The 11,288-nt window shown below is 65.8% G+C and carries 10 protein-coding genes; 3 read left to right on the top strand and 7 right to left on the bottom strand.

Annotation, left to right across the window (positions count from 1 at the left end):
- The first annotated feature begins 4 nt into the window (after nt 1-4).
- Nucleotides 5-673: a hypothetical protein gene (locus ACO054_RS09985; protein WP_421710290.1), complete on the top strand. Its 669-nt coding sequence runs from the start codon at nt 5-7 to the stop codon at nt 671-673.
- Between the two features lie 10 nt (nt 674-683).
- Here the strand turns inward: ACO054_RS09985 and ACO054_RS09980 are convergent, their stop codons facing one another.
- On the bottom strand, nt 684-1,547 hold the full coding sequence (locus ACO054_RS09980; RefSeq protein ID WP_421710289.1) for a transporter substrate-binding domain-containing protein: 864 nt from the start codon (nt 1,545-1,547) through the stop codon (nt 684-686).
- On the opposite strand from ACO054_RS09980, the gene ACO054_RS09975 reads away from it, so the two are divergent.
- The gene (locus ACO054_RS09975) at nt 1,538-4,498 is read left to right on the top strand and encodes an ATP-binding protein (protein WP_421710288.1); all 2,961 of its coding nucleotides are present in this window, start codon (nt 1,538-1,540) and stop codon (nt 4,496-4,498) included. The genes ACO054_RS09980 and ACO054_RS09975 overlap by 10 nt on opposite strands.
- A 43-nt stretch (nt 4,499-4,541) precedes the next feature.
- Here ACO054_RS09975 and ACO054_RS09970 read toward each other — a convergent pair whose 3' ends face one another.
- Nucleotides 4,542-5,237, bottom strand: coding sequence for a response regulator transcription factor (locus ACO054_RS09970; RefSeq protein ID WP_421710287.1), 696 nt, complete (start codon nt 5,235-5,237; stop codon nt 4,542-4,544).
- Nucleotides 5,238-5,439: 202 nt separating this feature from the next.
- Nucleotides 5,440-6,093, bottom strand: coding sequence for a PAS domain-containing protein (locus ACO054_RS09965; RefSeq protein WP_421710286.1), 654 nt, complete (start codon nt 6,091-6,093; stop codon nt 5,440-5,442).
- A gap of 486 nt (nt 6,094-6,579) precedes the next feature.
- Here ACO054_RS09965 and ACO054_RS09960 point away from each other — a divergent pair, with 486 nt between their 5' ends.
- Nucleotides 6,580-7,365, top strand: coding sequence for a class I SAM-dependent methyltransferase (locus tag ACO054_RS09960; RefSeq protein ID WP_421710285.1), 786 nt, complete (start codon nt 6,580-6,582; stop codon nt 7,363-7,365).
- Nucleotides 7,366-7,464: 99 nt separating this feature from the next.
- On the opposite strand, the gene pncA is transcribed toward ACO054_RS09960, so the two are convergent.
- From pncA to ACO054_RS09940, 4 genes are all read right to left on the bottom strand, one after another.
- Nucleotides 7,465-8,103, bottom strand: a complete 639-nt coding sequence (gene pncA, locus ACO054_RS09955; protein WP_421710284.1) for a bifunctional nicotinamidase/pyrazinamidase — start codon at nt 8,101-8,103, stop codon at nt 7,465-7,467.
- Between the two features lie 91 nt (nt 8,104-8,194).
- Nucleotides 8,195-9,373, bottom strand: coding sequence for a 4-hydroxybenzoate 3-monooxygenase (gene pobA, locus ACO054_RS09950; protein ID WP_421710283.1), 1,179 nt, complete (start codon nt 9,371-9,373; stop codon nt 8,195-8,197).
- A gap of 13 nt (nt 9,374-9,386) precedes the next feature.
- Nucleotides 9,387-10,709 (bottom strand): TRAP transporter large permease, encoded by a 1,323-nt coding sequence (locus ACO054_RS09945; RefSeq protein ID WP_421710282.1) that lies wholly within the window; start codon nt 10,707-10,709, stop codon nt 9,387-9,389.
- Nucleotides 10,706-11,233, bottom strand: a complete 528-nt coding sequence (locus ACO054_RS09940) for a TRAP transporter small permease (protein ID WP_421710281.1) — start codon at nt 11,231-11,233, stop codon at nt 10,706-10,708. Before ACO054_RS09940 ends, ACO054_RS09945 begins: the two co-directional genes overlap by 4 nt.
- Between the last annotated feature and the right edge of the window lie 55 nt (nt 11,234-11,288).

The following is an 11,288-nucleotide window of genomic DNA, read 5'->3' as shown; positions in this document are numbered from 1 at the left end:
GTCGATGGCGTCGGACAGCGCCCGGCTGCCCGAGGGCGATTTCGCGCGGCTCTACGATGCCTGGCTCGACTTGATCGGCGAAGCGTCTGCGGGGCGAACTCGGCCGAAGGGTTCGGATGCGTGCTCGCCGTCACCGTCGATAGTTACCCGGGAGACGGAGCGGTTGCTCGACCGTATGCCGTCAAGCAGCTGTCAGGGCAGCTCTGCCGGTAACTCGCTCGGTGCCTCTCCGGCCAGCTCTATCGTCGCGCATCTGTCTCTTATCGAGCCGAGCGGCGCGGCCGGGAAGGGGCTCGTCTACCGCTTCGCCGGCCGCGAGATCGAGCAGGCAGCCGGACGTACCATGACAGGACGCAGTCTGGCGCTTCTGCCCAGCCGCAACGGCTGGGTCGGGCAGGTCTTGCGCAATGTCGCGATCGTTCGGCATACGCGGCGGCCGCTCTACTGCGAAGGAGCGTTCGTGACCTTTCTCAATGGCATGGCAGGCGTTCGGGCAAGCTGCGAGTTGCTGCTGCCGCTGTTCGATGCGGCGGGCGTGCCGAGCTGTAGCGTGATGTTCCAGAAGGTCCGTCTGCTGGACCGGGCGCACAGCGAGCCCTTCCTCTTTGCCGATGAGTTCCGGCCGGGTCGCCGCGTACTGATCGGACGGCGCATCGCGACACCTTCGACCTAGCGAGAGGCCTTCAGTAGATGCTGAAGGGAAAGTACTTTTGATTGATCTCCTGATAGGTCCCGTCGATGATCAGGAGCGTGATGGCCCGGTTGATGCTTTGCCTCAGGTCCTCGTCTTCCTTGCGGACGGCGATCGCGATCTCGGTGTCGGTATAGATCGGGTCGCCAACGAAGGAGAAGGCCTGTCCCGCTTCGGACTTCAGGAAGTCCCAGGCGACGAGGCTGTCGGTCAGAACCGCCTCGACCTCGCCGGTGAGCAGGGCGGCGTAGGCCTCTTCCATGGTCTCGAAGGCGTGCAGACTCTGGCCGAAGGGGTAGCCATCCTTGAGATAATCGAAAGACGTCGTCTCGGCCTGCGCGCCGACGGCCCGGCCCTTCACGTCAGTCGTGCCGACGAAGCTGTCCCGCTTCGCGACGAAGCGCATCGGCGTGCTGTAGTACTTGTCGGTGAAGGCAACCTGGCGCTTCCGTTCCTCGGTGACCGACATGCTGGCGACGATGGCGTCGTAGCGCTGCTCGACCAGGCCGTCGATGATGGTGTTCCAGGGTTCGGCCACCAGTTCGCAGCGCACGTCCATCACGGCGCAGAGGGCCCAGGTGAAGTCGACGTCGAAGCCGCCGAGCGCGCCTGTCTCGTCGAGGTAGTTGAACGGCGGATAGGCGCCCTCGGTGGCGATCCGCAGAACGCTGTCTTCGACGCGCCCCTCTTCGGCCGCCTCGGCAGGTTTGGAGAACAGGGACGCGGCCAGCGCGACGAGGCAGAGGACCGTCGCCCCAGCGATGCTTGCAGCCAGCGGGAGCCCGTGCCGCTGGGCGTGACCTGTGCCGTCAGGGGTTATGCCGTCAAGGGCGCGGAGCCGGCCTCGTGATCGCATTGCTCAATCGCATCCGTTTTCGCACCAAGCTGCCCTTGCTGATCGCCTTTGCCGCTCTGCTTGGCGGTGCCGCGGTCGGCCTGATCTCCGACCGCGCGGCCACGGAGCAGATCAAGTCCTCGATCGACGGCCAGCTTCGTGCACACACTAGCACACGCGTCGAGGCCTTGCGTAGCCTGTCCGAAAGCATTGCCCGCGACCTGCAGGTCTTCAAATCCTCGCCGGCGCTCAGTCAGGCTCTCACCAGCTTCGTCGCCGGCTGGACGGACCTGGGGGAGGGGGCGGAGACTCAGCTGCGATCCCTCTACGTCGAGGACAATCCGCACCCGCCGCGTAGGCGCGACCATCTGGAGCATGCCGAGGATGCCTCTCTCTACTCGGTGGCGCACAGCTTCTACCATCCGCGTCTGCGGCGTCACCGGGACATCATGGGCTATGCCGACCTGCTGCTGCTCTCGCCCGAGGGGCTGGTGCTCTACAGCGTCGCCAAAGCCAGCGACTTCGCACATCGGATCGACGACGAGAGCTTCGCCGGCGAGCCGGTTCGGGCCGGCTTCTTCGCGGCTCGGGAGCAGGACGACGCCCCCTTTGTCTTCACTGACCTGGCCGAGACCTACCGGCTCGGCGGGCGCTCGATCGTCGGTGCCGTCGCCAGCGCGCTCAAGCGGCCGGACGGCGCGCTGCTGGGTTTTCTCGTCGTCGTCATCGACAGCACACGGGTGAACGAAGCGTTGGCGAACGGGCAGGGCTTCGGCGAGACCGGCCAGACCTTCCTGGTGGGGGCCGACGGGCTGCTGCGCAGCCGGCTGCGTCCGCCGCAGGAACCGCGCGTCCTGCAGCAAGCGGTCGAGATCGCGCCGGTCGAACGGGCGATCGCCGGCGAGTCCGGTGTTGCGCGGCTCGACTGGCAGCCGCCGGGCGCCTCGATCGGCCGCGATACCATCGTCGCCTACGGCCCGGCGGAGCTGCTGGGCCGCCGCTACGCGGTGATCGCCGAGACGCCGGCTTCGGAAGTCTTTGCGCCCTTGACCTCGATGCGCCATGTCGGTCTGGCGGCTGGGATCGCTGCGCTGCTCGTGCTCGCGGTCCTGAGCTTCTCGCTCGCACGCGCCATTACCCAGCCGCTCGACCGCAGCACCTCAGCCCTACGGCGGCTGATGAACGGCGATCTGTCGGTGGAAACCCCGATGGCGAACCGGACCGACGAGATCGGCGACCTGGAGAGCGCGGTTGCGGCCTTCAAGTCGGCGATCGCGACCCGCGAGATGGCGGAGCGGAGGCTGCGCAAGGCGAAGGAGGAGGCAGACGAGGCCAATCGCGCCAAGTCGGATTTTCTCGCAGTCATGAGCCATGAGGTGCGGACGCCCTTGCATGGGGTTCTCGGGCTTCTGGACCTGATCGAGGAGGACGCCCTGACTCGTCGGCAGCGCGATGCGCTGGACCGCGCCAAGCTCTCGTCTCAGACGCTGCTCGGTATTCTCAACGACATCCTGGATCTGTCGAAGATCGAGGCGGGTGAACTGCTGGTGGCCAACGAGGCCGTCGACCTGCGGGAGCTGGCCCGCAGCGTCACCGACGCCTACTCCGGTGTCGCGCTACAGAAGGGGCTGGACCTCTTCTGTGAGGTCGCGCCGGATGTGCCGGATCGGATCCTCAGCGATCCGCTTCGGCTCCGTCAGATCCTTTGGAATCTGGTGAACAACGCGATCAAGTTCACCGATGCCGGTTCGGTGGCGCTGACGGTTCGATGCGGCGCGACGCCGAGCGACAAACTCGCGGGAGACGGCGCCCGCTCGCGTATTGTCTTCGACGTCAGCGACACGGGCATCGGGATTTCTCCGGCTTCTTTGACGCGCCTTTTCGAACCCTTTCAGCAGGCCGATGCCTCGACCACGCGCCGCTTCGGCGGTACGGGGCTCGGCCTCAGCATCTCTCAACGGCTCGCCGAGCTTCTGGGGGGCAGTATCGAGGCCGAGAGCGAACTCGGGCGAGGGGCACGCTTCGCGCTCAGCGTGCCCGCTCTGCCGGTCGAGGCCGAGTCTCCGACGGAGGCGGCCTATCGAGACGGAACCCCGCGGCCGCAGGCGAGCGTAGGTCGGCCCGTTGCGCGGTCGGATGCGGAGGCCCGGGTCGCCGAGGCAGAGGAAAGGTCCAGCGCTGCGCGCGGCCGGGTGCTGATTGCCGAAGACGATCCGACCGGCGCCTTCTTGCTGCAGCAGGTCCTGACGCGGGAAGGCTATGCTGCCACGGTGGCGCGCGACGGCCGGGATGCGCTCCGGTTCCTGGACGACGGCGCCTACGATCTGCTGATCACCGACTACCACATGCCTGGGCTCAACGGCATCGATCTCATGCGCCAGCTTCGCTCCAGTCCGCAGAGCGCACGGTTGCCTATCATCGCGCTGACGGCCGACGCTCGGGAGAGTACCAGCGCGGAATGCCGTGCCGCCGGGGCCAGCGTCACCATGACCAAGCCGGTTGCCAAGGGCCGGCTTGTCGAAACCATCGGGGCCCTGATCGGCGGCAAGCTCCTCGGCGGCGAAGCCCCAGGCCGGCTGCCGCGACGGTCGCTTCCGTCCTTCGAAGACCACGACGATCCGGATGGGGAGCAGGAGACGGCCGTCTTCGACCCGGCCTATCTTCGCGAGATCTTCGCGTCCTTCGACGAGGCGCGCGGCACGATCGACGAGTTTTTGGAGGACATGACGGCCAAGGTCGAGAGAGCGGCCGGCGCCTTGTCCGCCGGCGCCGGTCCTGAGCTGGCGGCCGAGGCGCATCGCGCGGCCAGCGCCTGTTTCTTCATGGGGGCCATGCGGCTGGGCAACTGCTGGCGCAGGTTGGAAGCCGCTGCATCCGAGGGTGAGTTGACGGCCGCTGCCGCGCGTCATGCGGATCTGCTGCGCGAGTTCGCCGTCTTGCGTCGGGAGATCGGGCGGGGCTTGCTGAACTAAGGAAACGACGCGCCGTCCTGCTGCCGTCGAAAAGAGACGACTTTCAACTCAAGGCCAGGCGGTAGCCGTAGCGCGGGACGGTGATGATCAGATCCGGCTCCTGCGGATTGGCCTCGACCTTGCGTCTGAGCCGACTGATCAGGACATCGACCGAACGCTCCGTCAGGGCGTCCTCCGGGCCGCCCACGGCATCGATCAGCTGTGCGCGGCTGAGAACGCGACCCTTGGCCATCGCCAAGGCGGACAGCAGGTGGAACTCGCCGGCGGTGAGCTGAACCTCCTCGCCCTGTGCATCGGTCAGGCAGTGACGTTCCAGGTCCAGCGCGTAGTCTCTCAAGGCGATGGGCTCCGACGAGGTCTCAGCGTCGGAGCTGGAGGCGCGATTCAGAATTGCGCGCACCCGTGCCAGCAATTCGTTCGGATTGCAGGGCTTGGTGACGTAGTCGTCGGCGCCCAGTTCGAAGCCGACCAGACGGTTCGCCTCGTCGTCCCGGCTGGTCAGCATCAGGATGGGGACGCGAGAGCGTGCCCGCAGCTGCCGCGTCAGAACCAGACCGTCCTCGTCCGGCAGATTGAGGTCCAGCACGATTAGGTCGAAGGAGGTTTCGCGGGTGCGTGCATGCAGGTCGCGGCCATCGCCGCCTTCGGTGATGAGAAAGCCGGACTTCTCCAGGAAAGCAGCCAGTAGACGCCGCGTGAATTCGTCGTCTTCGATGATCAGAATGCGTTGGCTCTTCATGGCTGTAGGCGAACACTCTGCTGCAAAAGACCGACCGGTGGCATTTTAGCGAGGTCCAAGCTGAAAAAAGCAACAGGTAGATTGGATACGATAACGCTACCGGGGAGTGCAGGCAGCGGGAGCTTCGCGGGCAAAGCAGCCGGCGAATAGCGTTTCGGTTGCTTGCCCTCGCTCCTCAGCGGCCCTGGAGGCGGCTGAAACTTTAGCGTACCCGGACCACCGCCGTTCGTCCTGGCTGGTAGTCGTCGGCCTCCAGGAAAGGCGCGTGATTGAGATTGCGCAGCGTTCCGAACGTCTGAGCCGCGAGGACGTAGCGAACTTCGCCTTCGTCGTCGGCCAGCGGAAGCATCAGGTGGCACGTCGTCCTCAGGCCGGTCCGGTCGTTGATAAAGGTCAGGTATACGCCTTCCGCGTAAACGGGGGCCTCGAGCTGCGTCAGCAGGCCGAGCTGCCGGCGAACCTGCGCGCCGTACCCCGTGGCGGGCAATAATTCATCGAGATAGGTCCAGGTCAGGCTGCGGCCGGCCGCCTGCTCGATGGCCGTTCCGGCCAGACGGTAGCGGAAGCGCTCGCCGTCGCTGGAGATCAACCGCTCGATGATCGAGATGTTCTGTAGCAGCTTGCGTGGCAGCAAGGTCGGATCGACCGCTGAACGCGGCGGTATTGCCTTCAGGCCCTTGAAGCTCTGCCAGCAGCTGAAGAGGTTGATGAGGTCCGGTTCCGGGAAGCAGGCTGGATGGATCGTCTCCTGGCAGGGCCGCTGCGCTCCGCCGGCTTCGGGATCGCCTACGACGGCCAGGTGCGTTTTGCCCGTCGCGTTATCGCCGAGAGTGTCCCAAGTCATCGTCTTCTCCATTCCCTGTGCCTCCGCCCCGGGCTTTAGCAACCGCCTGCGGCGGGTGCTTGGCCGGGGCCCTGCCGCGACCGTTGCCGGAGCGGGTCTTCGGGCCGCGCTTCTTGTGGTTTCGCACGCCATCGCGTGCAGGGGCTGTGAACGAGAACCTCGCTGCCTGTGAACCAGAGCATCGCCGGTCGCCGCGAACCCGGTGTCAATCGGATTTGAACGATCTGTTACAGCCGGCGATGCGCAGGCATGGAGGCAGGTTTCGTTCGAAGGCTGTCCGGGATTTTCCCTGGGTTGCCAGCCGGTTTCGGCTCTAGGTGGTAGCCCTGCGTTCCCTGATGATTGCTGTCCACGGCGCGAGCATCGCTGTTGAGTTGTCGGCTTCGACGGTGTACTGCCGATCTTTCCATTCCGACTGCACGCGGCGCTTCGCCCCGATTGCTCGAATCGTCACGCGTATCCTCCCGCCTTAGTAGACAAAGAGTCGAAGGACCACCGGTGAAGCTGAAGAATTTGGCGAAGACCTTGCGTTTCGGCGTGGGCCCACTGGGGCGGGAGCGTGAGAAGGCCGCGAAGCGGAAGCGGCGCGAGGCGAAGTTCCGGGACGACGGTATCTGGCTGCACGAAGGCGATATCGTTCAGCGCAAGTACGCTTCCTATCAGGCTTACGTGGAACACCAGGCCTCGAAACTTGACGGCATCAGGTCCCGCCTCGACGACACGATCGAGGAAGATTATCAGGACTTCGTTCGCCGGTTTCGCGACTGTGCGGTCCTGAACGAGGCCGCCAATGTCCTATGCCTGGGTGCGCGCCTGGGGACCGAGGTCCGCGCGCTTCACGCCCTGGGAGTCTTCTCGGTCGGCATTGACCTCAATCCCGGCAGCGACAACCGCCATGTCCTGCCGGGCGATTTCCATGCGGTTGCCTTTCCGGACCGGTCGGTCCACGCGATCTACACCAACGCCATGGACCATGTCTTCACCATCGAACAGTTCATGGGAGAAGTGCGACGCCTTCTGGTGCCCGGAGGCCATTTCGTCGTCGACATGGTGGACGGCTACGCGGAGGGCTTCACGCCCGGGGACTTCGAGGCGACGGCCTGGCGCGACAAGACTGTCCTCCTGGAGCGTATCGCCGCCTGTGGGGGGCTGACAGAGGTCGAGGTGCGCGACCTGGGCCTGTTGCGCAACGAGCGCTGGATGCAGGCCGTGTTCCAGCTGCCCCTGGACGATAGCGGGAGCGCCTCTCGTGAGGTCGCTTCGGCGGCTCGGCCAAATGCATAATGCCCCTCTGACGGCGACTGCGCTCTAAGCTTATGATGAGAGCAGGATTCACCCCTGAGGCGGGATCGCTCACGCGATTCCACCTCAGACGATCCTGATCTAGACGCCCAAGTCGGACGAGCGTGCGATCTGCGTCCCTACGGCTTTCATGGCCGAGAGGGCGGCCGTCCGCGATCCCTCGAGATCGATGGCCCGGCAGGCATCCTCGATCAGGACGGCCTGAAACCCGGCCGTGCGCGCATCCTCCACCGACCAGCGCACGCAGAAGTCAGTCGCCAGACCAACGAAGAACAGTCGCTTGAAACCGCGTGCCCGAAGATAGCCTTCCAGGCCGGTCGTCGTGCTGCGGTCGTTCTCCGTGAAGGCGGAGTAGGAGTCGATAGCCGGGCGAAAGCCCTTGCGCAGAACCAGTTCGACCCGCTCGGGATTGAAGTCGTCATGGAAGGCCGCGCCGGAGGTGCCTTGAATGCAGTGGTCCGGCCAGAGCGTCTGTTCGCCGTAGGCCGCTTCGATCGTCTCGAAGGGCGAACGGCCCGGGTGGGCGGAGGCGAAGGAACTGTGGCCCGCCGGATGCCAGTCCTGCGTCGCGACGACATGCCGGAAACGCGCGGCGAGACGGTTGATCGTCGGCACCACGGCATCCCCCTCGGGGACGGCCAGGGCGCCGCCCGGCATGAAGTCGTTCTGGAGGTCGATCACCACCAGGCAGTCGGTCTCGCCGGGTGTTATCGTCGTCATGCGCCACCGTCTCCTCTTCGCGTTTCGAGAGACTAAAACAGCGTCGCTTCAGGTGAAATCGCTACATCGCCTGCCTGCAGGCGTACCGCGGTCAGTACGGCAGGCCGACGTAGTTCTCGGCCAGCGAGGTCGAGGCGGCGCGCGAGCCGATGAGGTAGTCCAGTTCCGCTTCCTGGATCTTCTGACCGAAGGGGCCGTCCTCCGGGAAGCGATGCATCATGGTGGTGAACCACCAGGAAAAGCGCTCGGCCTTCCAGACTCGCGCCAGGGCGGCGGTCGAGTAACCCTCGATACCGGCCTCCGAGCCGTCCCGGTAGTAGGCGACGAGCGCCTCGTAGAGGTAATGCACGTCGCTGGCCGCCAGGTTCAGCCCCTTGGCGCCGGTCGGCGGAACGATGTGTCCGGCGTCGCCGCAGAGGAACAGGCGCCCGAAGCGCAGCGGCTCTGCGACGAAGGAGCGGAGCGGCGCAATCGACTTCTCGATCGAGGGGCCCGTCGTGACGCCGTCGGCCAGGTCCGCCGGCAGGCGCCGCCGCAGTTCGTCCCAGAAGGCCTCGTCCGACCAGGCCTCGAGCTCGTCGCTCAGGTCGCACTGAATGTAGTAGCGGCTGCGCTCCAGCGAGCGCATGGAGCAGAGGGCGAAACCGTGCGCGCTGTTGGCGTAGACCAGTTCGTCGTTCGCCGGCGGGACGTCGGCCAGCAGACCCAGCCAGCCGAAGGGATAGACTCGCTCGTAGGTTTTCAGCAGGTCCTGCGGCGCGGACTGCCGGCTGACTCCGTGATAGCCGTCGCAACCGGCGATGAAGTCGCAGTCAAGACGGTGAGTCTGTCCATCCTTCTCGTAGGTCAGATAAGGGGCGGGCCCATCGAAGTCTTGCGGCTGGACCTTCTCGGCCTCGTAGATGGTCGGAGCGCCCACGTCGGCACGAGCATCCATCAGGTCGTGCGTGACTTCTGTCTGTCCGTAGACTGTCACGGTGTCGCCGCCGGTCAGCTCTTCCAGGTCGATCCGGTGCAGCGCGCCGTCGAAGGCCAGGTTGACGCCGGAATGCACCAGTCCTTCGCTGTGCAGACGCGCGCCGCAGCCGGCCTTGTCCAGCAGGCCGACCGCGCCCTGTTCCAGCACGCCGGCCCGGATACGGCCGAGGACGTAGTCGCGGGAGCGGCGTTCCAGGATGACGGTCTCGATCCCGGCCCGGTGCAGAAGCTGACCCAGCAGAAGGCCCGCCGGACCCGATCCGATGATTCCCACCTGGACGCGCTTGCTCATAGGTGCCGCCTGCCTAGAAAAGGGCCGAAACGAGAAAGAGAGAAAGACTCGGGAAGAGCACCAGCAGCCCGACCCGCAGGAAGTCGCTGCAGATGAAGGGCAGGGCGCCGCGATAGGTCTGACCGATCGGCACGCCGCCCGACATGGAGTTGATGACGAAGAGGTTCATGCCGACCGGTGGCGTGATCAATCCGACCTCGACGACGATCAGCACTAGGATCCCGAACCAGAGGGCGGTCTGTTCCGGCGTCATGCCGAAATCCAGCGCCATGATGATGGGAAAGAAGATCGGGATGGTCAGCAGGATCATCGACAGGGAGTCCATGACGCAGCCGAAGATCAGGTAGCAGAGCAGGATGACGACCAGGACCAGCCAGGGGCTGTAGCCGCTGTCGCCGATGACCCGCGCCGCCTCCTGCGGAAGCTGGGAGAAGGCGAGGAAGGAGTTGAAGACCGCGGCGCCCAGCAGGATGAAGAAGATCATGCCGGTGGAGACCGCCGTCGCCAGGATCGCCTCGCGCAGCCCGCGCCAGTCGAGACCGCCGTTCAGCCAGGCGATGAGACCGGTTCCCGCAGCGCCCACCGCCGCGCCTTCGGTCGGCGTGAACCAGCCGGCGTAGATGCCGCCGATCACCAGCAGGAAGATCGCCTGCACCGGCCAGACCTGCAGGAGGGTTCGCCAGCGTTCGGCCAGCAGGCTCGGCGCGCGCCGTCCGGCGGACTCCGGGAAGACACGGACGTAGATCGCGATGGTCAGCATGTAGCCGAGCGCGGCCAGGATGCCGGGCACGAAGGCGGCGACGAAGAGCTTGGCAATGTTCTGTTCGGTCAGGATCGCGTAGATCACCAGAATGACCGAGGGCGGAATGAGAATCCCAAGAGTACCGCCGGCCGCGAGACTCGCGGTGGAGAGTGCGCCCGAGTAGCCGAAGCGCTTCAGCTCGGGTAAGGCCACCTGACCCATGGTGGCTGCGGTCGCCAGCGAGGAGCCGCAGATCGCCCCGAAGGCGCCGCAGGCCCCGACGGAGGCCATCGCGATCCCGCCGCGCCTGTGTCCCAGCCAGGCGGCGGCGGCTTGAAAGAGTGCGCGGGACAGGCCGCCGCGCGTCGCGAACTGTCCCATCAGCAGGAACAGCGGAACGATGGTGAGAGAGTAGTTGGAGAAGGTGTCGTAGGGCACCGACTTGAGCTGGGCGAGGATCGGCCGTTCGCTGCCCGTGATGATCCAGACGCCGAAAAAGCCGATCAGCAGCATCGCCAGCCCGATGGGGATGCGCAGGAAGATCAGCAGAATGAGAAGTGGAAAGGAGAGCAGGCCAAGCTCGATGCCGCTCATGACGGCCAGCCCTTCTGCGAGGCTTGCGCCGCTTTCGTCTCGCGGAGTTCCCGCAAGCTGCGCAGGGCGGTGTGGAGGCTGACGACGACGAAGAGCGCAGCGCCGAAGCTCGCCAGGACGTAGCCGATCCACAGAGGGATGCCGAGAATGAAGCTGGTCTCCCCGAAGGCCAGCCGGTCCTGGAGTCCAAGCCAGAGACGCCAGGCGATAACGCCGGCGGCTGCGGTCAGCAGCAGGTTTCCGATGAGATCCGCGACGAGATTCACCCTCCGGCCCAGGGGCGCCATGAAGAGATCGACGGTTACGTGGCCCCGCTGAAGTTGGCACCAGGGAAGGAAGCTGAAGACCGCGAAGGCCGCCGCCATCTCCACCAGCTCGTAGTCTCCGGGGACGGGCCCCAGCCCGATGGCGATCAGGCCGCGCCCCGTCACGCTGACGACGGTCAGCAGGGTCATGCCCAGCAGGGCGACGCCGCCGGCCAGCGCCAGAGCCAGCGCGGTCCTATGGATCAGACGTTCGATCACGGCTCGATCCCGAGTTGGGGGATTGCGGGTGGCGGCAACCTCGAAGCCCTGCCGC

This window comes from Algihabitans sp., assembly GCF_965226985.1.
In the GTDB taxonomy this organism is placed as follows: Bacteria; Pseudomonadota; Alphaproteobacteria; order Kiloniellales; family DSM-21159; genus Algihabitans.
The sequence above is the reverse complement of the archived record's forward strand: the minus strand, read 5'-3'. Positions and strand labels throughout refer to the sequence as shown.

What these genes read in the sequence shown, in the direction of transcription:
- ACO054_RS09945 (WP_421710282.1), bottom strand. Translation starts at nt 10,709, where the DNA reads ATGAGCGGCATCGAGCTTGGCCTGCTCTCCTTTCCACTTCTCATTCTG.
- ACO054_RS09980 (WP_421710289.1), bottom strand. Translation starts at nt 1,547, where the DNA reads ATGCGATCACGAGGCCGGCTCCGCGCCCTTGACGGCATAACCCCTGAC.
- ACO054_RS09985 (WP_421710290.1), top strand. Translation starts at nt 5, where the DNA reads ATGGCGTCGGACAGCGCCCGGCTGCCCGAGGGCGATTTCGCGCGGCTC.
- ACO054_RS09970 (WP_421710287.1), bottom strand. Translation starts at nt 5,237, where the DNA reads ATGAAGAGCCAACGCATTCTGATCATCGAAGACGACGAATTCACGCGG.
- pobA (WP_421710283.1), bottom strand. Translation starts at nt 9,373, where the DNA reads ATGAGCAAGCGCGTCCAGGTGGGAATCATCGGATCGGGTCCGGCGGGC.
- pncA (WP_421710284.1), bottom strand. Translation starts at nt 8,103, where the DNA reads ATGACGACGATAACACCCGGCGAGACCGACTGCCTGGTGGTGATCGAC.
- ACO054_RS09965 (WP_421710286.1), bottom strand. Translation starts at nt 6,093, where the DNA reads ATGGAGAAGACGATGACTTGGGACACTCTCGGCGATAACGCGACGGGC.